The organism is Limnohabitans sp., from assembly GCF_044361645.1.
Taxonomy (GTDB): domain Bacteria; phylum Pseudomonadota; class Gammaproteobacteria; order Burkholderiales; family Burkholderiaceae_C; genus Limnohabitans_A.
Map to the genome: position 1 here is coordinate 26,583 of NZ_JBIKIL010000006.1, position 25,170 is coordinate 51,752.

Below are 25,170 nucleotides of genomic sequence, written 5' to 3' on the forward strand. Positions count from 1 at the left end.
TGCATGACCGACACGAATGCTTTGCACCCCTACGCCGAACTCACCCCCGACCGGGTGATGGACGCCTTGCAGGACTTGGGGCTGTGGCCCGATGGCCGTTTGTTGGCGCTCAGCTCTTACGAAAACCGCGTCTACCGCGCCCACCTGGACGAGCCGGTGCAAGGCGCACAGGCGGTGGTGCTCAAGTTTTACCGGCCCGGCCGCTGGAGTCCGGCGCAAATTCAAGAAGAGCACGACTTTGCCGCCGAGCTGCTGGCGGCCGAAGTGCCGGTGGTGGCCCCCATGCGGCTGCATGGCCAGACCTTGCACCAAAGTGCGGGCTTTGATTTCTCGGTCAGCCCCTTGCGCGGTGGTCGCCCGCCGGAGCTCGATGACTTTGAAGTGCTGGAATGGACAGGCCGCTTTCTGGCCCGCATCCACACCGTGGGCGCGGCCAAGCCCTTTGCGCACCGCCCCACGCTCGATGTGCAGACCTTTGCGCTCGAACCTGCCCAGTGGCTGCAAACCCACCAGATGATTCCGCTGGAAGTCGAGCGCGAATGGCGCGAGGCCTTGGTGCCCGCGTTGGCCTTGATCGAACAAGCTTTTGCCCAAGGGGTCGCAGGCCGCCGCCTGATTCGTCTGCATGGCGACTGCCACCCGGGCAACATCTTGTGGACACCGGCTGAGCTGCCCGGTGGCGGCCCGCACTTTGTGGATTTGGACGATGCCCGCATGGGCCCGGCGGTGCAAGACCTGTGGATGTTGCTGTCGGGCGAGCGCTTGCAACGCACGCAGCAGCTGTCGGCCTTGCTCGACGGGTATGAGCAGGTGCGCGACTTTGACCGCGCCGAGCTGCAGCTGATCGAGCCGCTGCGCACCTTGCGCCTGATCCATTACAGCGCCTGGCTGGCACGGCGTTGGGAAGACCCGATTTTTCCGATCAACTTTCCGTGGTTTGGCACGCCCGACTACTGGCGCGGCCAAGTGCTGATGCTGCAAGAGCAGGTCGAGCAAATGCAGGCGCAGCCCTTGGTGGTGTGAGTTCAGCGGCGTGCAGGCACCACGCCCAGCGCCATGGCGCAGCCAATCAGCGCGGGTTGTTCGGCCCGGATCACGTAAGTCGGAATGCCTTGCATGTAATTGACGAAGCGCCCTTTGGCTTCAAACGCGGCCCGAAAACCCGATTGCGCAAAGTAGTCACCCAAGCGGCCAATGACCCCACCACCAATGTAAATGCCGCCGCGTGCGCCCAGCGTCAGGGCCAGGTTGGCGGCGGTGTTGCCCAGCAAACTGCACATGCGTTCCAGAGCCTCCTCGCAGGCCACATCGTTTGCGGCCAGGGCACGTTCGGTCACCTGCGCGGCCACCAGTGTCTCGGCTTCGGTGCCGTTCAGCACGCAAACGGCGCGGTACAGGTTTTCGAGCCCCATGCCCGAGATGGCGCGCTCGGCCGACACATGGGGGTGGGTGCGCCACAAAATGCGTAAGATGTCGGCCTCGCGCGCGCAGGTGGGCGACAAGCTCACATGCCCGCCTTCCCCCGCAATGGGCACCCAGTCGCCACGGCGTGAGCGCACCAGCGATGACACACCGAGGCCGGTGCCGGGGCCGATCAGGCCTTTGGGCGCATCCGGCACCGGCTCGCCCGAGCCGATCTGTTCCAAATCACGGCCTTGCAGTGCCGGTGCCGCCATGGCCATGGCCTCCCAGTCGTTGAGCATGAGCAGGCTGCTCAGTCCCAGTTGTTGGCGCGTGGCTTCGATGGAGAACTGCCAGTGGTTGTTGGTCATCTTCAGCACATCGCCGTCGATGGGGTTGGCCATCGCGATGCAAGCCTGGCGCACAGGGGCTTGGCCCACGCTTTGCAGATAGGTGCGTGCGGCGGCTGCCAGATCGGGGAACTGCCCAGTGGGCAAAGTCAGCTCATGCGTGATGGCAGAGCCGTCGCCGTGTACCAGTGCAAATCGGGCATTGGTGCCGCCAATGTCGCCCAGCAAGCGGGGACCGTGGTCTGGGTGTTGGGTGCTCATGGATAAAGGCTGGGTGGGGTGAAAAAGAGGGCGGTTTAGGCCAGCGGCTGCGACGCCTGCCGCGCGCCCCATGGCGGTCCAAGCGTATCAGGCCCGCAAGCGTTTGCAGCCGAAAAAGTTAGCCAGCGGTTTCTGGCGCGGGCAGCTCGGGGGCCAAGGGCAGTTGAACCCGTACCCGCAAACCGTGGGGCAGCACCTCAGCGAGTTCAACCTGGCCGTTGTGCCGCTCCACAATTTCTTTCACGATGGGCAGCCCCAAGCCGCAGCCATTGCCCGCGTCGGTGGCGCGCACAAAACGCTCCAACACCCGGGCGCGGTCTGCTGGGGCAATGCCTGGCCCGTTGTCACTGACTTCCAGCAGTGCATGGGCAGGGGCATGGGCAGGGTTTAGGGTCTTGTCTGAGGCCGCTTGTGTGGTCACCCGCACCGTGACCTGACTGTTGGCCCCGGCGTATTGCAAGGCGTTGTCAATCAGGTTGCTTAAGGCCTCGCGCACCAGCAGTTCATTGGCTTCAATCCAAACCGGTGCGGTGGCACGGTCATCCAGGCCCAGGTCAATGTGTGCACGCAGGGCGCGTGGCACCCATTCGGCGGTGAGGGCTTGTGCCATGCGCTGCAGATCAAAACGTTTGCGGTCTTGGGCCATGACCGATTCGGGCTCGGCCCGTGCCAGGGTCAGCAACTGATTGACAAGATGGGCGCTGCGCGTGGCACTGTCGTGCACGCGTTGCAAACGGGCGCGCAGTTCAGGGTCGGACGTGGACTGCAAGGCGATTTCGGTTTGGCTTTTGAGGCCTGCCAAAGGGGTGCGCAGCTGGTGCGCAGCGTCACCAATGAAACGCTTTTGTGTGGCCACCGTGTTTTGCACCGCTGCCAACAAGGTGTTGATGGCGGTCGCCAGCGACCACAGCTCGCGTGGGGCCGAGGCCAGTTGCAAAGGGGCCAGGTCGGTCGGGGCACGGCCTTCGACTTGCTGGCGTAGGCGCACCAATGGCGACAAACCGGCACGAATGCCCAGCCACACGATCAGTGTCATCAACAGCACCAGACTGGACATGGGCAGCAGCATGTCCACCAAAATTCGGCGTGCCAGTTCTTCGCGGTTCGCGCTGCTGCGGGCCACTTGCACCAGCATGGTTTGGGGCGCTGCTTTGTCGTCGCCGAAACGCAAATAAAGCGCCACCACACGCAGCGCTTGCCCCTCGGGCAAAGGCTGCTTGGCTGTGCTGGCCGAGGGCATCTGCCCATCGTAAAAATAGGGGTGGTCAAAGCGGTAGGTGATGGCACCCGTGCGCTGGGCCGATGGGGCCATGTGGCCCACAGGCGCGGGCAGGGCCTGGTTGCCCAAAATGAATTGGCCCGGCGGCGTGCTGACCGTGTACAACAGCCGGTCCTCGGGGTCTGCCTCCAACACGTCTTGGGCGGCTTTGGGAAAGTCGATCAACAAACCGTTGCCAATGGGTTTGAGTTGTCTGGCCAAGGATCGACTGGCCTGCAGCAAACTGGCGTCGATGGCCTGGTTGGCATAGCCAGCAGCGAACTTGTAGGTGGCGACCCCACCGGCCATCCACAGCACCAATTGCGGCAACAGCAACCACAGCAGCAATTGACGGCCCAGCGACACCCCGGCTTGGCCCGAAGGCAAACTCGCTGGGGGTGTGGCACCTGTGAAGGGCATGTGCTTTAGGCCTCGGTTTCCAGCAAATAGCCCAGACCGCGCACGGTGCGAATGACCAGGCGTGCGCCTTCCAGTTTGCGGCGCAGGCGGTGGATGTAAACCTCAATGGAATTACCCCCCCCGGTCTCGCCGCCTTCTTCGGACCAGGCTTGGTGAATTTGCTCTTTCGTGACCACGCTGTTACGCTGGTTGACCAACAACGCCAGCAAAGTCCATTCACGCCCACTCAGCTCCATGGGCTCACCCAACACGATGGCGCGGCGCGTGGCTTTGTCCAGCGTCAACGCACCTGCCAGCGCGGGGGTGTTGGCCGGTTGGCTGCGCCGCAGCAAGGCCTGCAAGCGGGCCAGCAATTCGGGAAAGTCAAAGGGCTTGCTCACGTAATCGTCGGCCCCCGCCTGGAGGCCCGCCACCCGGTCGTCCAGTGCGTCACGCGCCGTCAGCAGCAGCACGGGCAAGCTGGGCTGGGTTTGGCGCACATGCTGCAAGACCGCCAAGCCATCGAGCATGGGCAGGCCAATGTCCAGCACCGCGATGTCAAAAGCTTGTTTGTGCAGCAAATAGTCGGCCACCGCACCGTTGGGGGCGTGTTCCACCAAAAAACCGGCCCCGCCCAACTGGGTTTGCAGGGCATCGGCCAGCATGGCGTCGTCTTCAGCGAGCAGCAATTTCATGGCGACAAGCTTAATGGATTGTTCAGCAGGCAGGCCCACTGCGGCCTGCATGAGGCCTCAGGGTATAACCTAATGTTAATAAATTAATGAAATATTAATATTCGCCTGTCGAGGTCGATCAAGGCCGATCCGCCCCTCCTCGCACATCAACACAGGGCCTTCTAAGGCCCGAACAGGGAGACTTTGATGACAACTTTAAAAATGTTCCAGCGTTCCACCGTGGTGAGCGCCGCCGTTTTGGCTTTTGCAGCCCATGCGGGTGAAGTCGAAGTGCTGCACTACTGGACCAGCGGTGGCGAGGCCAAATCGGCCGCAGCCCTGAAAGCCACGATGCAAGCCAAGGGCCACACCTGGAAAGACTTTGCCGTGGCCGGTGGCGGGGGTGACAACGCCATGACCGTGCTCAAGTCGCGTGTGGTCTCGGGCAATGCGCCTGCGGCCGCCCAAATCAAAGGCCCCGCTTTGCAAGAGTGGGCGGCCGAAGGCGTGTTGGCCAACATCGACGACGTGGCCAAGGCGGAAAAGTGGGACAGCTTGTTGCCCCCCGTGGTCGCCAACGTCATGAAATACAAGGGCAACTACATTGCCGCCCCAGTGAACGTGCACCGCGTGAACTGGTTGTGGACCAGCAACGCCGCGTTCAAAAAAGCCGGTGCCAAAGTGCCGACCAACTGGGATGAGTTCTTTGTCGCGGCCGAAGCCTTGAAAAAAGCCGGCATCGTTCCCGTGGCGCACGGTGGCCAAAACTGGCAAGACTTCACCACCTTTGAGAGCGTGGCGCTGGGCGTGGGGGGTGCGGACTTCTATAAAAAAGCCTTGGTGCAATTGGACCAGGCCACATTAACAGGCCCGACCATGGCCAAGGTGCTTGACACCTTCAAGAAGGTCAAGACTTACACCGACAAAAACGCCCCGGGCCGTGACTGGAACCTGGCCACGGCCATGGTCATCAAGGGCGAGGCGGGCATGCAGTTGATGGGGGACTGGGCCAAGGGTGAATTTGTCGCTGCAGGCAAAAAACCGGGCGCCGACTTCGGCTGCGCTGCCGCACCGGGAACGTCCAAGTCCTTCACTTTCAACGTGGACTCGTTTGCCATGTTCAAGCTGAAAAACGAGGACAACACCAAGGCCCAAAAAGACCTGGCCTCGGCCATCATGTCAAACGACTTTCAAGAAGTGTTCAACCTGAACAAGGGCTCTATTCCGGTGCGCCTGAACATGAATCTGGCCAAGTTTGACGACTGCGCCAAGCTCAGCGCCAATGACTTTGTGGCGACAGCCAAAAACGGGGGGCTGGTGCCATCGGTGGCGCACGGCATGGCCATTGGTTCGGCCACATCTGGTGCCATTCAAGACGCCGTCAGCCAGTTCTGGAACGACGACAAGATGAGCAGCAAAGACGCGCAAAGCAAGATCGCTTCGGCCGCCAAGGTCAAGTGAGTTGCGAGCCCACCCCCGGGTGGGCTTGTGCCACCCCAGTGCGCCATGGGGCTGGCCCCTGCTGTTGTGAGCACATTTTTCTGAGGTCTCGAAAGCCTTTGCCCTGAGCTTTCATTCGCCACCAGGCTGCGAGCCACAAGCTTGTAGCCCGTGTCGGCTCCCGATTGGATCACCCATGTCTGCACCCTCAAGCTTGCAAGCCGGTTGGCTACCCAAGTTGGTCATCGCGCCCAGCTTTGTGGTGTCGCTGTTGTTCATTTATGGCCTGATGGCTTGGAACGGCTACCTGTCGGTGTCTGCCTCGCGCCTTTTGCCCAACTACGAGTTTGTGGGTCTGCAGCATTACGCCGCACTGCTGGAGAGCGACCGCTTTCATGTGGCCATGACCAATATGGCGGTGTTTGGCACCTTGTTCATTGGCGGGGCCATGGCGCTGGGTGTGCTGCTGGCCATCTTGCTGGACCAAAAAGTGCGCGGCGAAGGCGTGTTGCGCACGATTTACCTGTACCCCATGGCGATCTCTTTCATCGTCACCGGCACGGCTTGGAAGTGGATGCTCAACCCCGGCCTTGGGCTGGAGCATTTGATGCACAGCTGGGGTTTCACGGGTTTCAGTTTTGACTGGATTGTTCAGCAAGACATGGCGATTTACTGCGTGGTCATCGCCGGTGTCTGGCAAAGCGCTGGCTTTGTCATGGCCTTGTTTTTAGCGGCACTGCGCGGCATCGACGACTCGATCATCAAAGCCGCGCAAGTGGACGGCGCGAGCTTGCCGGTGATTTACTGGCGCATCATTTTGCCCAGCCTGGGGCCGGTGTTTTTCAGCACCTTGTTGGTGGTGGCGCACTTGGCCATCAAGAGTTTCGACTTGGTGATGGCGCTGACTGCTGGTGGGCCCGGTTACGCCACCGATTTGCCGGCCACTTTCATGTACACCACCGCTTTCACACGCGGCCAGATCGGCGTCGGCGCGGCCAGTGCCACGGTGATGTTGGCCACGGTGGCGGCGATTGTGGTGCCTTACCTTTATTCTGAATTGCGGGGCAAGCGATGAACCGCCTGAATTTTCACCGGGTGATTCTGTGGGCCATGCTGCTGCTGTTTGCGGCCTGGTTTTTGGTGCCGCTGTACGTGATGCTGACCACCTCGCTCAAAGACGCCGAGCAACTGCGCACGGGCAACTTGCTGAGCCTGCCCACCGCGCCCACGCTGGACGCCTGGTTCAAGGCCTGGGGCAGCGCTTGCACAGGGGTGCAGTGCGAGGGATTGAAGCCGTTCTTCTGGAATTCCATGCTCATGGTCGTGCCGGCGGTGCTGGTGTCCACCTTGATCGGTTCGCTCAACGGCTATGTGTTGAGCAAATGGAAATTCCGTGGCAGCGAAACCCTGTTTGCTTTCATGCTGTTTGGCGTGTTCATGCCCATGCAGGTCGTGCTCTTGCCCATGAGCCAGGTGCTGGGCTGGTTGGGCGTGGCCAGCTCGGTCTGGGGTTTGATGCTGGTGCATGTGGTGGCGGGCATTCCATCGACCACGCTGTTTTTCCGCAACTACTACATCGGCTTGCCTGACGAACTCATCAAGGCGGCGCAGCTGGACGGCGCGGGTTTTTGGATGATTTTTCGACGCATCGTTTTGCCGCTGTCTTTGCCGATTCTGGTCGTGACCTTGATCTGGCAGTTCACCAACATTTGGAACGACTTTTTGTACGGCGTGGTGTTCTCGGGCGCGGACAGCAAACCCATCACCGTGGGCCTGAACAACCTGGCCAACACGTCGAGCGCCGTCAAGGAATACAACGTGGACATGGCCGCCGCCTTGATCGCGGCATTGCCCACCTTGTTTGTGTACGTGGTGGCCGGAAAATATTTTGTGCGCGGCCTGACGGCTGGCGCGGTCAAGGGTTAAAGGAAAAAGAACATGGGCGCTCTGGCCATACGCAACATCCACAAGACCTACAACGACAAGGTCCACATCCTCAAAGGCATTGACCTGGAGATTGAGGCCGGTGAATTTTTGATTTTGGTCGGGCCGTCTGGCTGCGGTAAATCGACCTTGTTGTCGATGATCGCGGGCCTGGACCATCCCAGCAGCGGCAGCATCCACATCGGTGCGCGTGAGGTGACGAACCTGCCCAGCAAGGACCGCGACATCGCCATGGTGTTTCAAAGCTACGCGCTGTACCCCAACATGACGGTGGCACAAAACATCGCCTTTGGTCTGGAAATTCGCAAAGTGCCCAAGGCCGAACGCAAGCTGGCGGTGGACCGTGTGGCGGCCATGCTGCAAATTGGCCATCTGCTGGACCGCAAGCCGGGCCAGCTATCAGGCGGGCAGCGTCAGCGCGTGGCCATGGGCCGTGCCCTGGCGCGTGACCCCAAGCTGTTTTTGTTTGACGAGCCGCTGTCCAACCTGGACGCCAAGCTGCGCGTGGAAATGCGCGCCGAAATCAAACTCTTGCATCAGCGCACAAAAACCACCACCGTCTACGTGACACACGACCAGGTCGAGGCCATGACCTTGGGCGACCGCATCGCGGTGATGAAAGACGGCTGTGTGCAACAGTTCGGCACGCCGAGCGATATTTACAACCATCCGGCCAACCGCTTTGTGGCCGAGTTCATTGGTTCGCCCGCCATGAACATGCTGGACGCGCTGCGCGTGGGTGATGTTTTGACGGCTCACGGTGTAGAACTGGCCATCACCGATGCGCAGCGCGCTGCGGTGCAGTCCCATGCAGATACCGATTTCGTCTACGGCCTGCGCCCCGAAAGCATCGGCTTTGCGGCGCAGGGTCTACCGGGCAAGCTCAGCATGATCGAGCCCACCGGCCCTGAAACCTACGCCACGGTGGACACGGCAGCGGGCAAACTCACCGCCCGCGTGCCGGGGGTGCTGCAAGCCGCAGTGGGTGATGCGGTGCACCTGCAATGGCAGCCTGAACAGGCGCATTTGTTTGACCGGGCCAGTGGCGAGCGGGTGGGGTGAGGGTGTGTGCATGGTTTGGGCGCTTCAGCCCGTACTTGGTGCAATCTTTCCGATGTCTTGCCAACCCCAAACCTGCACACCCTCTCGCTGATAGGAGACGGTCCCGCCGTACACCAAGGATGCTTGGATGCTGTCGTCGCCTGCAAACTTCTGCCATTTCTTCAAGCCATCGGTCCAGTCGCTAGCATAGGTGGTGCCCGACTTGATTTCGAGCGCTTGCAGTCCTTGGCCGCTTTCGATCAACACATCGACTTCATGCCCCACATGGTCTCGCCAAAAGTACAGGTCTAAAGCTTGGCCAGCATTGAGGCGCTGCTTCATCAATTCGCTGATGACATAGGTTTCAAACAAGGCCCCGCGCGCGGCATGGGTGTCCAGGGTGGATGCGTCGCGGATGCCCAACAGCCAGGCGGCCAAGCCCACATCGCAAAAGTAGAGTTTGGGTGTTTTCACCAGCCGCTTGCCAAAGTTGCGGTGGTGCGGTTGGAGCAGGGTGACGATATAACTGGCTTCCAGCACCGACAGCCATTGTTTGGCCGTCACTGCGGTGATGCCGCAATCGGCCCCCAATGACGAGAGATTGAGCAATTGGCCTGTTCGGGCGGCGCACATTTTGACAAAGGTCTGAAACTGCGTCAGATCGCGCACAGCGATCAGTTGCCGCACGTCGCGTTCCAAGTAGGTGGCGATGTAGTTGGCAAACCAGTCTGGCGGCGCAATGTCGCGGTCGTACAGTGCGGGGTAGCCGCCTTGAAACAAGGTGGCGTTCAAGTCGCTGGGCGCTTTGCCTGCTGCCATCAATTCCGCTGCGCTCAGGGGTAGCAGCTCAACCCGACCCACCCGGCCTGCCAGCGTTTGTGTGATGCCCGCGAGCAAGTCAAATTGCGCCGAGCCCGTGAGGACAAAGTCGCCCATGATGCCGCGCTCGTCCACCCAGCCCTGCAGCCACGACAGCAATTCGGGGCAGCGCTGCACTTCGTCCAGAATCGCGCCCCTGGGAAAGCGTTGCAAAAAACGCTTGGGGTCACGCAGCGCGAACTCTCGCTCATCGGGGTTTTCCAGCGACACATAAGGCTTGTCCTTGAAAACCGATTTGGCCAAGGTGGTTTTGCCCGATTGACGAGGCCCTGTGAGTGCGATCACCGGAAAGCCTTTGGACAGGCGCTTCAGCGTGCTGGATGCGGTGCGCGGAATCATTTTTACAAATTTAAGTTTGAAACTTCGAATTGTAAGATTCTATGCTGCATATGGCTTTGGGGCCACTTTGAGGCAAAAAAGCCCCGCCAGATCACAGATCTGACGGGGCCTGGTTTTGAAAGACGACTGCGGTCTTAAGCCAGCAGCGCATTCACCCGCTTCACATAAGCCGCCGGGTCTGCGGGCAGGCCGCCTTCGGCCAGCAGGGCCTGGTCAAACAGGATGTGGGCCAGGTCGTGGAAATGCACTGAACCGTCGAGCTTTTTGACCAAGGCATGCTCGGGGTTGACTTCGAGCACGGGTTTGACTTCGGGGGCGCTTTGCCCGGCTTGCTTGAGCATGCGGGCCAGTTGCATGCTCATGCCGTCGTCGGTCACCACCAGACAGGCGGGGCTGTCCACCAAGCGGCTGGTCACGCGCACGTCTTCGGCTTTGTCTTTCAGGGCTTCTTTCAGTTTGGCCAACAGGGGCTTGAAGCTTTCGGCCGCGTCTTCGGCAGCTTTCTTTTCTTCTTCGTCTTGCAGCTTGCCCAAGTCAAACGCGCCCTTGGCCACGCTTTGCAGCGGTGTGCCGTCAAACTCGTGCACAAAGTTCAGCGCCCACTCGTCCACGCGGTCGGTCATCAGCAGCACTTCGATGCCTTTTTTCTTGAAGACTTCGAGTTGCGGGCTGTTCTTGGCGGCGGCCAGGTTGTCGGCGGTGATGTAGTAAATCGCGTCTTGGCCCTCTTTCATGCGGGCTTTGTAGTCGGCCAAACTCGTCATGCCCTTCACGCTCACGGTGTCATGGGTCGATGAGGCAAAACGCAGCAACTTGGACAAACGCGCCTGGTTGCCAAAGTCTTCGCCCAGGCCTTCTTTGAGCACCGCACCAAACTCGGCGTAGAACTTGGAATACTGGCCGAGCTTGGCTTTGTCCTCTTCGCTCAAAACGTCAGTGACTTCTTCGGACGCTTCAGGCGCTTTGTCGTGCTTGGCCAAATCTTCCAGCATCGACAACACACGGCGGGTGTTGCCTTCGCGGATGGCTTTCACGTCGCGGCTTTCTTGCAGCAGCTCGCGGCTCACGTTCAGCGGCAAATCGGCCGAGTCCACCACGCCCTTCACAAAGCGCAGGTAGCTGGGCATCAGCGCTTCGGCTTCGTCCATGATGAAGACGCGTTTCACATACAGCTTGATGCCGGCTTTTTTGTCGCGGTTCCACAGGTCTTGCGGGGCTTTGCTGGGGATGTAGAGCAGCTGGGTGTATTCGGTGCTGCCTTCCACGCGGTTGTGGGTCCAGGTCAGCGGGGCCTCAAAGTCGCGGCTGATCTGTTTGTAAAAGTCGGCGTATTGCTCGTCGCTGATGTCTTTTTTGGGGCGGGTCCACAAGGCGCTGGCTTTGTTGACGGTGTCCCACTCGCCGGTCTTGACCATGCCGCCGGGTTGGCGGCCTGCCTCTTCGTTGCTCGGGTCGATCAGCTCGCCGTCTTTCCACTCTTCCTTTTCCATCAAGATGGGCAAGCTGATGTGGTCAGAATATTTGCCAACGATTTCCTTGAGCTTCCAGGTGTTGGCGTAGTCCAGTGCTTCTTCGCGCAGGTGCAAGATCACGCTGGTGCCGCGTTCGGTGCGGGTGATGGTTTCGACTTCAAAGTCGCCCGTGCCACCGCTGAGCCAGCGCACGCCTTCGGCAGGCGTTGCGCCCGCGCGGCGGGTTTCCACGGTGATCTTGTCGGCCACGATGAAGCCCGAATAAAAGCCCACGCCAAACTGGCCAATCAGTTGCGCGTCCGACTTTTGGTCGCCGCTCAGCTTGCTCACAAAGTCCTTGGTGCCGCTCTTGGCAATCGTGCCCAGGTGGTCAATCGCCTCTTGGGCGGTCATGCCGATGCCGTTGTCGGTGATGGTCAGCGTCTTGGCCGTTTTGTCGAAGGAAAGTCGCACCTGCAAATCGGGTGCGTCCTCGTACAAACCGTTGTTGTTCAGCGCTTCAAAGCGCAGCTTGTCGCAGGCGTCCGAGGCGTTGGAGATCAGTTCGCGCAGAAAGATTTCTTGGTTGGAGTACAGCGAGTGGGTGACCAGGTGCAGCAGTTGTGCGACTTCGGCCTGAAAGGCATGGGTTTGTTTGCTCATATCAATTCAAAAGGGTTAAAAACAAAAGATACAAAAGATCTGAAAACCAAAACGTCTTACACTTTGGGGCATCTGGCGGGGTTTCAAGAGAAACGCGGCTTGAAGTTCAATGGATGGATTTTTTTGACCAGTACAGCACATGGGGCAAATGCTCAAAGTGGGCATCGCAGGTCAGCAATTGCGCGCTCTTGTTCAGAGCCGTGGCGTACACAATGGCATCTGCTGTCGCCAGCTTGTGGTCTTTGTGCAGCTGAGCTGCCAGCAGGGCAATCGAGGTGTCCAAGGGGACCACGACACACTCTTGGGTGTAAGCGATCACCTGATCGGCCTCATCATCGCCCACTTCGCGAAGCATCCATTTCGACAACTCCAGTTGAACCAGTGTTGGCACGATGCAGTGATGATTTTCAGGCAATTGCGATGCGATTTGCTGGCCCAAGGGTGATGCCATCAAGAACTCTATCCATGCCGATGTGTCCACCACGCAAAAAGAGCGCGAAGGCATCAGGCCCTGTCCTTGCGGTCGCGGTGGGCTTTGGATGTGGCGTTTTTGGCCAATCCTGCCAAATCCTGGAGTTCTGGCACGGGCATGAGGAGCATGCCTTTGCCTTTGGGAATGAAGACAAACTGCTGACCTGCCTGCCAAGCTTGCTCTTCACGAACGCCTTTGGGGATCGAAATCTGAAATTTGCTGGACAGGGTTGTGGTTGCAGACATGCGGGTGGACTCCATCGATCAATTTTTCGTAAGAATCCAAATTGTAAGCCTTGCCAGTGACGCATGACCAAGGGCGTTCAAAACGATTCGTTCGGCCCCAAATACCGCCAAGTCCCCGCAGGCATTTGCCCCAGCTGCACACCCCCCATGCGGATGCGTTTGAGGCCCACGACTTTCAGGCCGACTTGTTCGCACATGCGGCGGATTTGGCGCTTTTTGCCCTCGGTCAGCACAAAACGCAGTTGCTCCGGGTTTTGCCAGTCGACTTTGGCTATCTTGAGGGGCTTGCCGTCCAGGCTCAGGCCGTGGCGCAGGCGGGCCAATTGGGCCGGGGGGAAGACGGCTTGTACATTGGCGCTGACCCGGTCAAAGTCGCCAATCACGGTGAGCTGCTTGGCCTTGCCGCCATAGGTGGCGGATGCGGCTGCGGCGGCGGCGGTGTTTTCGTGGCCGGTGTAGGCCACACGCACCAGGTATTCTTTTTCCATCTCCGAGTCTTCGCCGATCAACTGGCGCGCCACGCGCCCGTCTTGCGTCAGCACCAGCAAGCCTGTCGAGTCGATGTCCAGCCGCCCAGCTGGGGCCAGGCCGCGCAGGTGCGGCGGTGTGAAGCGCAATTTGGACGGGTCACCGCCCCAGTGGCTGCGCGGGTTGATCAAGGTGATGGCGGGCTCGTGCCCGTCTTCGGCTTGGCCGCTCACATAGCCCATGGGCTTGTGCAAAAGAATAGTCACTTGCCGGTCTTGCTGTTGTTCGGCCGCTTTGTCGATGGTGATGCGATCCGACAGGGTGACCTGCTGCCCCATGCTGGCGGGCAGGCCGTTGACCTTGACCCAGCCTTGCTCAATCCAGGCATCGGCCTCTCGGCGTGAGCACATGCGCAACTCGGCCATGCGTTTGTTCAGGCGCGAGGTGCTGCTGGGCGCAGCGGCCTCGCCTTTGCCATCAGGTCGGGGGGCGCGTTGGAAAGCCGGGGGCTGGGTCATGGGGGCAGGGTCAAAAAAGGGAAAGGTCAAAAAAGGGCAAGGTCAAAAAAGGGCAAGGTCAAAAAAGGGCAAGCCCCAACGGGTTGCCGGCAAGCATGCAGTCCATTGTCCCTTTTTTTCTGATCTCAAAACTGAGCGGTGCGCAGCCCTTGCAGGTCCAAAATGCGCAGACCTCCATATTCGACGCGGATGAGCTGATGCGCCTCCAGCACGCGCAAGGCTTCGTTCACCCGCTGGCGCGACAGGCCTACCAAATAGGCCAGCTCTTGTTGGGTGATGCGCAGCACCTCGCCCACGCCTGAAAACAGCACCGGGTTGAACAGCGCGGCCAGGTGGCGCGCCAAGCGCAGCTCGGGGTTGGTCATGCGGTCCATCTCGCGGGCCGCGATGAACTGGCCCAGGCGCTCGTTGAGCTGCTGCATGATGAAGCGGTTAAAGCCCAGCGAGTGGTCGATCAGCCAATGAAAGGTCTCTAGCGGCATGCCGGCCACCAAGCTGGGGCGCAAGGCTTGTATGTTGTAGCGGTAGACCTCGCGTTTGAGGGCGGTGCCTTCACCAAACCAGCCGCCTGGCGGCACACCCGTGAAGGTCATGGTCTGGCCGCTGGCACTGTCGCTGCTCATTTTCAGCAGGCCCGAAATCACGCCAAACCAATAGGTCACGGGCCTTCCGACGCGGCAAACGTAGTCACCCACCTGAGGGTCGCTCACCACCAATTGCGGCACGATTTGCAAACGCTCTGAAGCGTGCAACAGGTGCAACCAAGGGATCTCTTGCAGCTCGGTTTCAGTGGGTGCGCGGCGGCGCTGAAGGACTGTTTTTTCTTTGGCCATGGAGCAGAAGGGTTTGTCAGCCCAAGGTCAGGAGGGCTAGGGGTCTTCCCTGAATTGTCGTCCAAACGACAACATAACGTCAAATGCATACCTAATATTCGTCTGAGTTTTGATGCACGTCGCACTGAGCAACGCCTTCGGAGACAAGCCAGACCATGCCCACAACGTTTCCTCAATTGATGCTGAAGCACGCTGCCGAGCGCCCATTGGCGCCGGCTTTGCGTGAAAAAATTTATGGCATTTGGCAGACCACCACATGGTCTGATCTGTCGCGCTTGGTGGCGTCTGTGGCGTGTGGCTTGCACCAAGCTGGTTTGCAGCGAGGCGAGCATGTGATCGTGGTGGGTTCCAACCGCCCCCGGTTGTACGCCACCATGCTGGCAGCACAGTCTTTGGGTGCGATTCCGGTGCCGCTTTACCAAGATGCTGCTGCCGCCGAATGCGTGTTCCCCATCACCAATGCAGAGGTGCATTTTGCCGTGGTGGAAGACCAAGAGCAGGTCGACAAAATGTTGGAGGTGCGCGAGCAGTGCCCGCAGCTGAGCCACATCATTTATGACAACCCGCGCGGCCTGCGCAAATACAAGGAAGACGGTTTGGCTTCGCTGGAGGACTTGATCGCAGCGGGCGCTGCCTTTGGCCAACAGCATCCACAGTTGTTTGCCAAAGAAGTCCAAGCCGCTGTGAGCGCCGATGTCGCGGCCATGTTTTTCACCTCGGGCACCACCGGCAACCCCAAGGGCGTGGTGCACACGCACGGCTCTTTGATCGACCGCGCCGAAGCAGGTGCCGAGTTCGACCAACTCACCCATGACGAAGACGTGCTGGCCTACATGCCGCCCGCCTGGATCGGCCAAAACATCTTCAGCTACGCCCAATGGTTGGTGTGCGGTTACGTGGTGAACTGCCCCGAGTCGGCCGCCACCGTGACCATCGACTTGAAAGAAATTGGCCCCACCTACTACTTTGCGCCGCCCCGCGTGTTTGAGGGCATGTTGACCAGCGTGATGATCCGCATGGAAGACGCGGGCAGCCTCAAGCGCAAACTGTTTCATGCTTTCATGGGCGTGGCCAAGAAAGTCGGCCCAGCCCTGATGGACGGGCAATCGGTCGGCTTGCTCGACAGGCTCGTCTATGGCCTGGGCAATTGGGTCATTTACGGCCCCTTGCGCAACAACATGGGTTTCAGCCGCGTGCGCGTGGCCTACACCGCAGGCGAAGCCATTGGCCCGGATTTGTTCATCTTTTTCCGCTCCATCGGTGTGAACATCAAGCAGCTTTACGGCTCGACCGAGACCGCTGTGTTCGTCTGCCTGCAACCCGACAACCAAGCGCGCGCCGACACCGTGGGGGTGCCCTGCAAGGGTGTTGAGATCAAGGTGGCTGCGAATGGCGAAATTTTGGTCAAGTCGCCAGGTTTGCTCAAGGGCTATTACAAAAACCAAAAGGCCACGGACGAGGTGCTCACGGCCGACGGCTGGTACCACACCAGTGATGCCGGCTTCATCGACAGCCATGGGCACCTCAAAATCATCGACCGCGTCAAAGACGTGGGCCGCATCCAGGGCGGCGTCAACGACGGCGCGATGTTTGCGCCCAAATACGTCGAAAACAAACTCAAGTTTTTCCCGCACATCAAAGAGGTGGTGGCCTATGGCGATCAGCGCGAAAAAGTGTGTGTGATGCTCAACATCGACTTTGATGCGGTGGGCAACTGGGCCGAGCGGCGCAACCTGCCCTATGCCGGTTACACCGACCTGGCGCAAAAGCCCGAGGTGTACCAACTCATTCAAGAGTGCGTTGAAAAGGTCAATGCCGATTTGGCACAAGACAGCTTACTGGCCGGCAGCCAGGTCGCCCGCTTTTTGATCTTGCACAAAGAGCTCGATGCCGACGACGGCGAGTTGACGCGCACCAACAAGGTCCGCCGGGGCTTCATTGCCGACAAGTACAAACCGCTGGTCGATGGCCTGTACGAGGGCAAGACCGAGCAGTACATCGAGACCGTGGTGAAGTTCGAAGACGGCCGCAGCGGCAGCGTGAGTGCCATCCTCAAAATTTCCGACGCTAAAACCTTCACACCGGTGAAGGCTGCAGCATGAGCCAGGCTGGACCACTCCAAGTTGCGAAGGCCCCGCTGGGGGGCAACGCAGTGCATGAAATGACAAGCGTGGGGGTCAAATGACCAAGAAAATCGGCGATGTCATTTTGGACGTCCACAACATCAGTTTGCGATTTGGTGGCGTGAAGGCGCTGACCGACATCTCTTTCAACGTGCGTGAGCACGAGGTGCGCGCCATCATTGGCCCCAACGGCGCAGGCAAAAGCTCGATGCTCAACTGCATCAACGGCGTGTACCAACCGCAAGAGGGCAGCATCACTTTCCGTGGGCAAAAATTTGCACACATGAACAGCCGCCAAGTGGCCGAAATGGGCATTGCCCGCACCTTTCAAAATTTGGCTTTGTTCAAGGGCATGAGCGTGATCGACAACATCATGACGGGCCGCAACCTGCACATCAAGAGCAACTTGTTTTTGCAGGCCTTGCGCATCGGCCCAGCTCAACGCGAAGAAGAAAAAAACCGCGAGTTTGTTGAGCACATCATCGACTTTCTCGAAATCCAGGCCTTTCGCAAAACGCCCGTGGGCCAACTGCCCTACGGCCTGCAAAAGCGGGTGGATCTGGGCCGCGCGCTGGCCATGGAGCCCCAGGTGTTGTTGCTCGACGAGCCCATGGCCGGCATGAACATGGAAGAAAAGCAGGACATGTGCCGCTTCATCTTGGATGTGAACGACGAATTTGGCACCACCATCGTGCTGATCGAGCACGACATGGGCGTGGTGATGGACATCTCGGACCGTGTGGTGGTGCTCGATTACGGCAAAAAAATTGGCGATGGCACACCCCAAGAAGTGCGCAACAACGAAGAAGTGATCAGTGCCTATTTGGGCACCAGCCACTGAGGAGAACACAACATGGCATTTTTCTTGGAAGCGCTTTTTGGTGGCCTCATGGCCGGCATGCTTTACTCCTTGGTGGCGCTTGGCTTTGTGCTGATCTTCAAGGCCTCGGGTGTGTTCAATTTCGCGCAAGGCGCGATGGTGTTGTTTGCCGCTTTGGCCATGGCCAGGTTTTCAGAGTGGATACCCGGCTGGCTGGGCATCGAAGACAAGTTTCTGGGCAATCTGATCGCCTTTGTGCTGGCTGCGGCCATCATGTATGTGTTGGCGTGGTTGATTGAGCGCTTGGTGCTGCGCCATTTGGTCAACCAAGAGGGCGTGACCTTGCTCATGGCCACGCTGGGCATCACTTACTTTTTGGATGGTTTGGGTCAAACGATTTTTGGCAGTGCCATTTACAAAATCGATGTGGGCATGCCCAAAGAGCCTGTCTTTTTGTTTGAGTCGGTGTTTCCGGGTGGCGTGTTGATCAGCCTGGAAGATGTCTATGCCGCTTGCATCGCGGCTTTGCTGGTGGTGGTCTTGTCCTTGTTTTTCCAAAAAACCGGCACAGGCCGTGCTTTGCGCGCTGTGGCCGATGACCACCAGGCCGCGCAGTCGATCGGCATTCCGCTCAACCGCATTTGGGTCATCGTGTGGTTTGTGGCCGGCATCACGGCTTTGGTGGCCGGCATCATTTGGGGCTCCAAGCTGGGTGTGCAGTTTTCGCTGACCACGGTGGCTTTGCGTGCTTTGCCGGTGATCATTTTGGGCGGTTTGACCTCGGTGCCGGGTGCCATCATCGGCGGCCTCATCATCGGTGTGGGCGAAAAGCTGTCAGAGGTGTATTTGGGCCCTTATGTGGGTGGTGGCATTGAGATTTGGTTCGCATACATGCTTGCCTTGGTGTTCTTGCTGTTTCGGCCGCAAGGCTTGTTCGGCGAAAAAATCATTGACCGCGTGTAAGGAGTAGACCCCATGTTTTACAGAGAAAACGGTCAGTTCAAGACCTCCTACCGCAGCGACCAACAAATCTTTGCCATCGCGCAAGACCGTTGGGTCATCCTGGCCATCATCGCCTTTGCGTTCATCGGTGTGCCACTGTTGGCCGATGAATACATGTTTCGCGCCATCCTGATTCCCTTTTTGATCTTGGCCTTGGCCGCTTTGGGCGTGAACATTTTGGTGGGCTACTGCGGTCAAATCTCTTTGGGTTCGGGCGCGTTCATGGCGGTGGGCGCTTACATGGCCTACAACACTTATGTGCGCATTGAGGGCATGCCGGTCATTTTGGCTTTGCTTGCGGGCGGCTTCTTTTCTACCTTGGTGGGCATTGTTTTTGGCATCCCCAGCTTGCGCGTCAAGGGCCTTTATTTGGCAGTGGCGACCTTGGCCGCGCAGTTCTTTTGCGACTGGGCGTTTAGCCGCATCAGTTGGTTCACCAACAACAGCTCCTCAGGTTCCGTGGCGGTGTCTGATTTTCAAGTGCTGGGCTGGGTCATTGACTCGCCGGTCGACAAATACCTGTTTGCCCTGCTGTTCTTGGTTGTGTTTGGCCTGTTGGCCAAGAACTTGGTGCGTTCGGCGATTGGCCGTGAGTGGATGGCCATTCGGGACATGGACGTGGCCGCTGCCGTGATTGGCATTCGCCCCATGTACGCCAAGCTCAGCGCGTTTGCGGTCAGCTCCTTCATCATCGGTGTGGCCGGGGGCTTGTGGGGCTTTGTGCATTTGGGCTCTTGGGAGCCTGCGGCTTTCTCGATTGACCGGTCTTTCCAGCTGCTGTTCATGGTCATCATTGGCGGCATGGGCTCCATCATGGGCAGCTTTTTTGGCGCGGCTTTCATTGTGGTGCTGCCCATTTTCTTGAACCAATTTTTGCCGGCCATGGGTGCCTTGGTGGGGGTCGATATCTCGACCGCTGCGGTGTCCCATGCCGAGTACATGATTTTTGGCGCTTTGATCGTCTGGTTTTTGATTGCCGAGCCGCACGGCTTGGCCAAACTCTGGAGTGTTGCCAAACAGAAGTTGCGGTTGTGGCCCTTCCCGCACTGAGAGTCGAGGTGGTTTGTTCGCCGTCTTTCCAGGCGCGGGCAACTTGTCTTTGCCACTCAAATGATGGGTCCATTGATTTTTCAGACACTATTTAAGGAGACAGTTTCATGAAGCTCAAAAAGTTAGCCTTGTTGGCCACTTTGGCCTGTGCAGGTTTGTCGGCCGTGGTCACCACCACAGCCGTCATGGCGCAAGAAAAGGTGCAGTTTTTCCCCAGCCTGACAGGCCGCACCGGTCCTGTCGCTCCCAATGCCACACCGTTTGCCAACGGCTATGCCGACTACATGAAGTTGGTCAATGCACGTGGCGGCATCAATGGTGTCAAAACCTTGGTGGAGGAGTGTGAAACCGCGTATGCCACCGACCGCGGCGTGGAGTGCTACGAGCGCCTCAAGGGCAAGCATGGCGGCGCCACCGTCTTTCAGCCCCTGTCTACTGGCATCACATTCGCGCTGACCGAAAAAATCCCAGCCGACAAAATCCCGATGATCACCTCGGGTTATGGCCGCAGTGATTCTGCCGATGGTGGTGTGTTCAAGTGGAACTTCCCCTTGATTGGTCACTACTGGGTGGCCGGTGACGTTTTGTTGCAGCACATTGCCAAGCAGGCCGGTGGTTGGGACAAGCTCAAAGGCAAAAAAATCGCTGTGGGCTACCACGACAGCCCGTTTGGCAAAGAGTTGTTGCCCATCGTGCAAGAGCGTGCCGCGACGCACGGTTTCACACTGCAGTTGTTGCCCATTCCAGCGCCGGGTGTGGAGCAAAAAGCCATCTGGCTGCAGATTCGCCAGCAGCGCCCCGATTACGTGATGTTGCAAACATGGGGTGTGATGACCGCCACGTCGATCAAAGAGGCCATTGCCACCGGCTACCCGCGTGAAAAGATGTTTGGCACTTGGTGGTCGGGTGCCGAGCCGGACATCAAAGACATTGGCGCAGCCGCCAAGGGTTACAACGCCGTGATGATGCAGCACGGGGCTGAGCCACAGTCTGCCGTGGTGAAGGACATCTTGGCCAAAGTGCATGACAAAGGCCAAGGCACTGGCCCCAAAGCCGAAGTGGGCGAGGTGCTCTACATGCGCGGTGTGGTGGGCGCCATGTTGGCCGTTGAAGGGGTGCGCCAAGCGCAAGAGAAGTACGGCAAAGGCAAAGTCGTGACCGGCGAGCAAGCGCGTTGGGGCTATGAAAACCTCAACCTGACGCAGGCCAAACTGGATGCCTTGGGTTTCAAGGGCGTGATGCGTCCAGTCTCCACCTCTTGTGCTGACCACATGGGCTCTGCTTGGGCGCGTGTCCACACCTGGGACGGCAGCAAGTTTGTTTGGGCCTCTGATTGGCTGCAGGCCGATGAGCAAATCATCAAGCCATTGGTCAAAGCCTCGGCCGACAAATATGCCGCCGAGAAAAAGCTGACACGCCGCACCCCTGCGGATTGCCAGTCTTGATCTGAGCCCATCGCCCTTGCCTCCATCTTCACCACGACACGCGGTGAGGATGGGGGCGAGGACCGGCTTGGCTGCAGCCAACACCTGTTGGCGTGCAGCCGCCACATGAAACCCTTGCGCGCAGTGGTTTCGTGTGGCTTGAACCCCCGAGTAAAGAAAAGGCAAAGTCCATGAGCAAAAAAAACATGGTGCTGAATGTGAACGGCATTGAGGTCATCTACAACCACGTCATCTTGGTGCTCAAGGGCGTGTCTTTGCAGGTGCCCGAGCAAGGCATTGTGGCTTTGCTGGGCGGCAACGGCGCAGGCAAAACCACCACCTTGCGGGCGATTTCCAATTTGCTCCAAGGCGAGCGCGGCGCGGTGACCAAGGGCTCGATTGAGCTGCGCGGTGAGCGCATCGAAAACTTGACCCCTGCAGACCTGGTGAACCGGGGGGTGGTGCAGGTCATGGAAGGACGCCATTGCTTTGCCCATTTGTCCATCGAAGACAACCTCATGACTGGCAGCTACACCCGCAAAGACAAGGGCGAAATTGCGGCCAACCTGGACAAGGTCTACACCTACTTTCCGCGCCTCAAAACCCGCCGCAGCTCGCAAGCGGCTTACACCTCGGGCGGTGAGCAACAAATGTGTGCGATTGGCCGCGCCCTGATGACCAACCCGAGTGTGATGCTGCTCGATGAACCCTCCATGGGCTTGGCCCCGCAGATTGTGGAGGAGGTGTTCAACATCGTGAAAGACCTGAACGAGAAAGAAAAAGTCACCTTCTTGATCGCCGAGCAAAACACCAACATGGCGCTCAAATACTCAGATTACGGCTACATCATGGAGTCAGGCCGCATCGTGATGGACGGCGTGGCCGAAGAGCTGCGCACCAACGAAGATGTGAAAGAGTTTTATTTGGGCATGGGCGGTGGTGAGCGCAAGAGCTTCAAAGATGTCAAGAGCTACAAACGCCGCAAGCGCTGGTTGGCTTGAGGGCTGGGTGCCCGCACTGAGCCATCTCTCCGCAGTCCTCCAGAAAGAAAAACATGTCGCAGCACTTTGATGCCTTGGAAACGCGCGCCCCTGAAGTGCGTGAAACCGCCTTGATGGCCGCTTTGCCCGGGCAGGTGGCCCATGCCAAGGCAAAAGCCCCGGCCTTTGCCGAGTTGCTCAAAGACGTGGATGCCGTCGCCGTCAACAGCCGCGCGGCCTTGGCCCAATTGCCGGTGATCCGCAAATACGAACTGCTCGAACGCCAAAAGGCCGCGCGTGCAACGGGCGGCAATGTGTTTGGCGGGTTCAGCACCTTGGGTTTCGGCCAAGGCATGGCCCGCGTGTTTGCCAGTCCCGGCACGATTTACGAACCCGAGGGCACCCGCGCCGATTACTGGCGCATGGCCCGCACGATGTTTGCGGCCGGTTTTCGGCCGGGCGAGTTGATCCACATCTGCTTCAGCTACCACTTCACGCCTGCGGGCTCGATGATGGAAACCGGCGCACACGCCCTGGGTTGCACGGTGTTCCCGGGCGGCACTGGCCAGACCGAGCAGCAAGTTGGCGCCATGGCCGAGTTGCAGCCTGCGGGCTACGTCGGCACGCCCAGTTTCTTGAAAATCATCATCGAAAAAGCCGCTGAGATGGGCATGGCCCTGCCCAGCTTGCGCAAGGCGCTGGTCTCGGGCGAGGCTTTTCCGCCCAGCTTGCGCGACTGGATGACGGCGCACGGCGTGGATGCCTACCAGTGCTATGCCACCGCCGATGTGGGTTTGATCGCTTACGAGACCACCGCGCGCGCAGGCCTGGTGCTGGACGAGGGCGTGATCGTCGAGATCGTGCGCCCCGGCACCGGCGACCCGGTGCCCGAGGGCGAAGTGGGCGAGTTGGTCATCACCACGCTCAACCCCGATTACCCCTTGATCCGATTTGGCACGGGCGATTTGTCGGCCATCTTGCCTGGTCACTGCCCCACGGGCCGCACCGGTCAGCGCATCAAGGGCTGGATGGGCCGGGCCGACCAGACCACCAAAATCCGGGGCATGTTTGTGCACCCCGGCCAGGTGGCCGAGATCGTCAAACGTTTCCCGGAAGTGAGAAAGGCCCGCCTGGTGGTGACCGGCGAGATGGCCAATGACCAGATGGCGCTGCATGTCGAGACCGTGGGTGCGATGGATGCAGGCCTGAAAACCCGATTGCTTGAAGCCGTGCGCGACGTGACCAAGCTGCGCGGTGAAGTGCATGGGGCCGCCCCCGGCAGCTTGGCGAATGACGGCAAGGTGATCGAGGACGCGCGCAGCTACCAGTGAGCCCAGAGGCGTGGCTGAGCGTTTTTTGCCCCTGCCTGTGGTGTCGATGCACCCTTTTGGTGTGCGATGCTCGGGCTTAAATCCTTCATGAAATCAAGGTCATGCAAGGGTTAGCCGCTAAGTAGTTTCCGCGATTTCGTAACACTCTTAAGGTTTTAAACTGTCTAATCAATTTTAGGAGTATGAGATGAAGCATTGGATCGCTCTGGCCGTATTGGCCGCTGCATCGCTGGGCGCCCAAGCCCAAACCTTTCCTGGTGACAAGCCAATCACGATCGTCGTTCCCTTTCCCCCTGGACCCACAGATAGAGTCGCCCGCGATTTGGCGGAATCTCTTAAGAAAGCTTTGCCTGGAAGTAACTTTGTTGTTGAAAATGTGTCGGGCGCTGGCGGAACCATTGGTGCAACACGTGTGGCCAAGGCTAAACCCGATGGATATACACTTTTAGTATTCCATATTGGCATGGCCGCTACGCCAGCTTTGTACCGCAAGTTGCAGTACAAACCGCTTGAGGATTTCGAATACCTAGGCATGATCAATGATGTCCCTATGACCTTGGTTGGTAAGCCTCAATTTGCTGCCAACACCTACCGTGATTTTGAAAATTACATTCGTGCCAATTCAGGGGCATTGAATATCGCTCACGCAGGTCTTGGGTCGGCCTCTCACATTTGCGGCTTGTTGTGGCAATCTCAGATCAAATCAAAAGAGGCCATGACGACGATTCCATTTGGTGGGACTGGCCCAGCCATGATGGCCCTACTGGGCGGCCAGGTCGATGTGATGTGTGACCAAACCACCAACACCACCCAGCAAATCGAGGGCGGTCGTATCAAAGCTTTTGCCGTGACCACGGCCAAGCCCTTGAGCAACCACCCTGTGCTCAAGCACTACCCCAGCTTGCAAGAGATGGGCATGAAAAACTTCAACCTGACCATCTGGCACGGCCTGTATGCCCCCAAAGGCACGCCCGCAGCGATCACCAATACGCTCAACGAAGCCTTGAAGAAAGCCCTGAAAGACCCTGAGTTCATCAAAAAGAACGAAGCACTGGGCGCTTTGGTGGTCAACGACAACCGCACCGACCCGGCTGAGCACAAGAAATTTGTGGCGGCCGAAATGGTGAAGATCAAAGCGGCTGTGGACGCCGCTGGCAAATACGCCGATTGATCGCCCTGCGACCCCTTGCAAAAAGCCCGACTTGCTCGGGCTTTTTGCTGGGCGCTGCTTTGGCTGGCAAGGGGGGTGGCTTGGCCGAGGATGCTGCGTTTGCCAGCGCGCGATGGCGGGAAACCGACGTGACCGGGGCGGTTTGGGCAAGCTTGTGTGGCGAAAGTCAGCGGCAGGGCGTCAGTTGCCCAGTGGCTCGGTGCCCAAAATCCCCAATTTGTTCAGACCCTGTCGCTGGGCTCCTGCCAAAACGGCTGCGGCGGCTGCGTATTTGGCTTGGGGGTGAGAGCGGATGTGCAGCTCGGGCTGGGGCTGCAGCAAAGCCGCTTGGCGCAGTTGAACTTGCAAAGCCGCTTGATCGGGCAGGGCCTGGCCGTTCCAAGAAATGACAGAGTTGGCATCGATGTCGATGCGAACCACCAAGGGCGGGGTCGGTGGCGGCGCGGTTTTGGCCACGGGCATGTCCAAGTTGACCGCGTGCAGTTGCACCGGGATGGTGATGATCAACATGATCAACAGCACCAGCATCACGTCGATCAAGGGCGTGGTGTTGATGTCCATCATCAGCTCGTCTTCATCGGCTGGGGTCAGGCTCGCCATAGAGGGGGTGTTCAGGCCCAAGTGGGGTTGCAT

Annotated in this window: 23 protein-coding genes; 13 read left to right on the forward strand and 10 right to left on the reverse strand. The window is 59.0% G+C overall.

The window, feature by feature from the left end; all coding sequences use genetic code 11:
* Positions 1-3: 3 nt before the first annotated feature.
* A complete protein-coding gene (locus tag ACIQ39_RS01950) occupies positions 4-1,023 on the forward strand; it encodes a serine/threonine protein kinase (RefSeq protein ID WP_396432925.1) in 1,020 nt (339 codons plus the stop codon).
* A gap of 2 nt (positions 1,024-1,025) precedes the next feature.
* Here the strand turns inward: ACIQ39_RS01950 and ACIQ39_RS01955 are convergent, their stop codons facing one another.
* The 3 genes from ACIQ39_RS01955 to ACIQ39_RS01965 form a co-directional block, all read right to left on the reverse strand.
* A complete protein-coding gene (locus ACIQ39_RS01955) occupies positions 1,026-2,012 on the reverse strand; it encodes a glucokinase (protein ID WP_396432926.1) in 987 nt (328 codons plus the stop codon).
* A 118-nt stretch (positions 2,013-2,130) separates the two neighbouring features.
* Positions 2,131-3,690: a sensor histidine kinase gene (locus ACIQ39_RS01960; RefSeq protein WP_396432927.1), complete on the reverse strand. Its 1,560-nt coding sequence runs from the start codon at positions 3,688-3,690 to the stop codon at positions 2,131-2,133.
* 5 nt (positions 3,691-3,695) lie between these two features.
* Positions 3,696-4,364, reverse strand: coding sequence for a response regulator transcription factor (locus ACIQ39_RS01965; RefSeq protein WP_396432928.1), 669 nt, complete (start codon positions 4,362-4,364; stop codon positions 3,696-3,698).
* 201 nt (positions 4,365-4,565) lie between these two features.
* Here ACIQ39_RS01965 and ACIQ39_RS01970 point away from each other — a divergent pair, with 201 nt between their 5' ends.
* The 4 genes from ACIQ39_RS01970 to ACIQ39_RS01985 all read left to right on the forward strand — a co-directional run bounded on the left by ACIQ39_RS01970 (position 4,566) and on the right by ACIQ39_RS01985 (position 8,789).
* Positions 4,566-5,804, forward strand: a complete 1,239-nt coding sequence (locus ACIQ39_RS01970) for an ABC transporter substrate-binding protein (protein ID WP_396432954.1) — start codon at positions 4,566-4,568, stop codon at positions 5,802-5,804.
* A gap of 175 nt (positions 5,805-5,979) precedes the next feature.
* Positions 5,980-6,858 (forward strand): carbohydrate ABC transporter permease, encoded by an 879-nt coding sequence (locus ACIQ39_RS01975; RefSeq protein WP_396432929.1) that lies wholly within the window; start codon positions 5,980-5,982, stop codon positions 6,856-6,858.
* Positions 6,855-7,709 (forward strand): carbohydrate ABC transporter permease, encoded by an 855-nt coding sequence (locus ACIQ39_RS01980; RefSeq protein ID WP_396432930.1) that lies wholly within the window; start codon positions 6,855-6,857, stop codon positions 7,707-7,709. The genes ACIQ39_RS01975 and ACIQ39_RS01980 overlap by 4 nt, the downstream gene beginning before the upstream one ends.
* 12 nt (positions 7,710-7,721) lie before the next feature.
* Positions 7,722-8,789, forward strand: a complete 1,068-nt coding sequence (locus tag ACIQ39_RS01985) for an ABC transporter ATP-binding protein (protein ID WP_396432931.1) — start codon at positions 7,722-7,724, stop codon at positions 8,787-8,789.
* Between the two features lie 24 nt (positions 8,790-8,813).
* On the opposite strand, the gene ACIQ39_RS01990 is transcribed toward ACIQ39_RS01985, so the two are convergent.
* The 6 genes from ACIQ39_RS01990 to ACIQ39_RS02015 form a co-directional block, all read right to left on the reverse strand.
* On the reverse strand, positions 8,814-9,986 hold the full coding sequence (locus ACIQ39_RS01990; protein WP_396432932.1) for an ATP-binding protein: 1,173 nt from the start codon (positions 9,984-9,986) through the stop codon (positions 8,814-8,816).
* A gap of 134 nt (positions 9,987-10,120) precedes the next feature.
* A complete protein-coding gene (gene htpG, locus ACIQ39_RS01995; RefSeq protein ID WP_396432933.1) occupies positions 10,121-12,100 on the reverse strand; it encodes a molecular chaperone HtpG in 1,980 nt (659 codons plus the stop codon).
* A gap of 106 nt (positions 12,101-12,206) precedes the next feature.
* On the reverse strand, positions 12,207-12,605 hold the full coding sequence (locus tag ACIQ39_RS02000; RefSeq protein ID WP_396432934.1) for a type II toxin-antitoxin system VapC family toxin: 399 nt from the start codon (positions 12,603-12,605) through the stop codon (positions 12,207-12,209).
* Positions 12,605-12,817, reverse strand: a complete 213-nt coding sequence (locus ACIQ39_RS02005; protein WP_396432935.1) for an AbrB/MazE/SpoVT family DNA-binding domain-containing protein — start codon at positions 12,815-12,817, stop codon at positions 12,605-12,607. Before ACIQ39_RS02005 ends, ACIQ39_RS02000 begins: the two co-directional genes overlap by 1 nt.
* Positions 12,818-12,894: 77 nt before the next feature.
* A complete protein-coding gene (locus ACIQ39_RS02010; protein ID WP_396432936.1) occupies positions 12,895-13,803 on the reverse strand; it encodes a pseudouridine synthase in 909 nt (302 codons plus the stop codon).
* 125 nt (positions 13,804-13,928) lie between these two features.
* Positions 13,929-14,636, reverse strand: coding sequence for a Crp/Fnr family transcriptional regulator (locus ACIQ39_RS02015; protein ID WP_396432937.1), 708 nt, complete (start codon positions 14,634-14,636; stop codon positions 13,929-13,931).
* 155 nt (positions 14,637-14,791) lie between these two features.
* Here ACIQ39_RS02015 and ACIQ39_RS02020 point away from each other — a divergent pair, with 155 nt between their 5' ends.
* The 8 genes from ACIQ39_RS02020 to ACIQ39_RS02055 all read left to right on the forward strand — a co-directional run bounded on the left by ACIQ39_RS02020 (position 14,792) and on the right by ACIQ39_RS02055 (position 24,537).
* The gene (locus ACIQ39_RS02020) at positions 14,792-16,738 is read left to right on the forward strand and encodes an AMP-dependent synthetase/ligase (RefSeq protein WP_396432938.1); all 1,947 of its coding nucleotides are present in this window, start codon (positions 14,792-14,794) and stop codon (positions 16,736-16,738) included.
* A 79-nt stretch (positions 16,739-16,817) separates the two neighbouring features.
* Positions 16,818-17,600, forward strand: a complete 783-nt coding sequence (locus ACIQ39_RS02025; RefSeq protein WP_396432939.1) for an ABC transporter ATP-binding protein — start codon at positions 16,818-16,820, stop codon at positions 17,598-17,600.
* Between the two features lie 12 nt (positions 17,601-17,612).
* On the forward strand, positions 17,613-18,542 hold the full coding sequence (locus ACIQ39_RS02030; protein ID WP_396432940.1) for a branched-chain amino acid ABC transporter permease: 930 nt from the start codon (positions 17,613-17,615) through the stop codon (positions 18,540-18,542).
* Between the two features lie 12 nt (positions 18,543-18,554).
* Positions 18,555-19,631 carry a branched-chain amino acid ABC transporter permease gene (locus ACIQ39_RS02035; RefSeq protein ID WP_396432941.1) on the forward strand — a complete coding sequence of 359 codons (1,077 nt, stop codon included), beginning with the start codon at positions 18,555-18,557 and terminating at the stop codon, positions 19,629-19,631.
* A 107-nt stretch (positions 19,632-19,738) separates the two neighbouring features.
* A complete protein-coding gene (locus ACIQ39_RS02040) occupies positions 19,739-21,076 on the forward strand; it encodes an ABC transporter substrate-binding protein (RefSeq protein WP_396432942.1) in 1,338 nt (445 codons plus the stop codon).
* A gap of 170 nt (positions 21,077-21,246) precedes the next feature.
* Positions 21,247-22,056, forward strand: a complete 810-nt coding sequence (locus tag ACIQ39_RS02045) for an ABC transporter ATP-binding protein (protein WP_396432943.1) — start codon at positions 21,247-21,249, stop codon at positions 22,054-22,056.
* A 53-nt stretch (positions 22,057-22,109) separates the two neighbouring features.
* Positions 22,110-23,366, forward strand: coding sequence for a phenylacetate--CoA ligase family protein (locus ACIQ39_RS02050; protein ID WP_396432944.1), 1,257 nt, complete (start codon positions 22,110-22,112; stop codon positions 23,364-23,366).
* 187 nt (positions 23,367-23,553) lie between these two features.
* Positions 23,554-24,537 carry a tripartite tricarboxylate transporter substrate-binding protein gene (locus tag ACIQ39_RS02055; RefSeq protein WP_396432945.1) on the forward strand — a complete coding sequence of 328 codons (984 nt, stop codon included), beginning with the start codon at positions 23,554-23,556 and terminating at the stop codon, positions 24,535-24,537.
* 180 nt (positions 24,538-24,717) lie between these two features.
* On the opposite strand, the gene ACIQ39_RS02060 is transcribed toward ACIQ39_RS02055, so the two are convergent.
* Positions 24,718-25,170: an ExbD/TolR family protein gene (locus tag ACIQ39_RS02060; protein ID WP_396432946.1), complete on the reverse strand. Its 453-nt coding sequence runs from the start codon at positions 25,168-25,170 to the stop codon at positions 24,718-24,720.

Bases quoted from the DNA above. Each gene is read 5' to 3' on its own strand.
- ACIQ39_RS01950 (WP_396432925.1), top strand. From the start codon at position 4: ATGACCGACACGAATGCTTTGCACCCCTACGCCGAACTCACCCCCGAC.
- ACIQ39_RS01955 (WP_396432926.1), bottom strand. From the start codon at position 2,012: ATGAGCACCCAACACCCAGACCACGGTCCCCGCTTGCTGGGCGACATT.
- ACIQ39_RS01960 (WP_396432927.1), bottom strand. From the start codon at position 3,690: ATGCCCTTCACAGGTGCCACACCCCCAGCGAGTTTGCCTTCGGGCCAA.
- ACIQ39_RS01965 (WP_396432928.1), bottom strand. From the start codon at position 4,364: ATGAAATTGCTGCTCGCTGAAGACGACGCCATGCTGGCCGATGCCCTG.
- ACIQ39_RS01970 (WP_396432954.1), top strand. From the start codon at position 4,566: ATGTTCCAGCGTTCCACCGTGGTGAGCGCCGCCGTTTTGGCTTTTGCA.
- ACIQ39_RS01975 (WP_396432929.1), top strand. From the start codon at position 5,980: ATGTCTGCACCCTCAAGCTTGCAAGCCGGTTGGCTACCCAAGTTGGTC.
- ACIQ39_RS01980 (WP_396432930.1), top strand. From the start codon at position 6,855: ATGAACCGCCTGAATTTTCACCGGGTGATTCTGTGGGCCATGCTGCTG.
- ACIQ39_RS01985 (WP_396432931.1), top strand. From the start codon at position 7,722: ATGGGCGCTCTGGCCATACGCAACATCCACAAGACCTACAACGACAAG.
- ACIQ39_RS01990 (WP_396432932.1), bottom strand. From the start codon at position 9,986: ATGATTCCGCGCACCGCATCCAGCACGCTGAAGCGCCTGTCCAAAGGC.
- htpG (WP_396432933.1), bottom strand. From the start codon at position 12,100: ATGAGCAAACAAACCCATGCCTTTCAGGCCGAAGTCGCACAACTGCTG.
- ACIQ39_RS02000 (WP_396432934.1), bottom strand. From the start codon at position 12,605: ATGCCTTCGCGCTCTTTTTGCGTGGTGGACACATCGGCATGGATAGAG.
- ACIQ39_RS02005 (WP_396432935.1), bottom strand. From the start codon at position 12,817: ATGTCTGCAACCACAACCCTGTCCAGCAAATTTCAGATTTCGATCCCC.
- ACIQ39_RS02010 (WP_396432936.1), bottom strand. From the start codon at position 13,803: ATGACCCAGCCCCCGGCTTTCCAACGCGCCCCCCGACCTGATGGCAAA.
- ACIQ39_RS02015 (WP_396432937.1), bottom strand. From the start codon at position 14,636: ATGGCCAAAGAAAAAACAGTCCTTCAGCGCCGCCGCGCACCCACTGAA.
- ACIQ39_RS02020 (WP_396432938.1), top strand. From the start codon at position 14,792: ATGCCCACAACGTTTCCTCAATTGATGCTGAAGCACGCTGCCGAGCGC.
- ACIQ39_RS02025 (WP_396432939.1), top strand. From the start codon at position 16,818: ATGACCAAGAAAATCGGCGATGTCATTTTGGACGTCCACAACATCAGT.
- ACIQ39_RS02030 (WP_396432940.1), top strand. From the start codon at position 17,613: ATGGCATTTTTCTTGGAAGCGCTTTTTGGTGGCCTCATGGCCGGCATG.
- ACIQ39_RS02035 (WP_396432941.1), top strand. From the start codon at position 18,555: ATGTTTTACAGAGAAAACGGTCAGTTCAAGACCTCCTACCGCAGCGAC.
- ACIQ39_RS02040 (WP_396432942.1), top strand. From the start codon at position 19,739: ATGAAGCTCAAAAAGTTAGCCTTGTTGGCCACTTTGGCCTGTGCAGGT.
- ACIQ39_RS02045 (WP_396432943.1), top strand. From the start codon at position 21,247: ATGAGCAAAAAAAACATGGTGCTGAATGTGAACGGCATTGAGGTCATC.
- ACIQ39_RS02050 (WP_396432944.1), top strand. From the start codon at position 22,110: ATGTCGCAGCACTTTGATGCCTTGGAAACGCGCGCCCCTGAAGTGCGT.
- ACIQ39_RS02055 (WP_396432945.1), top strand. From the start codon at position 23,554: ATGAAGCATTGGATCGCTCTGGCCGTATTGGCCGCTGCATCGCTGGGC.
- ACIQ39_RS02060 (WP_396432946.1), bottom strand. From the start codon at position 25,170: ATGCAACCCCACTTGGGCCTGAACACCCCCTCTATGGCGAGCCTGACC.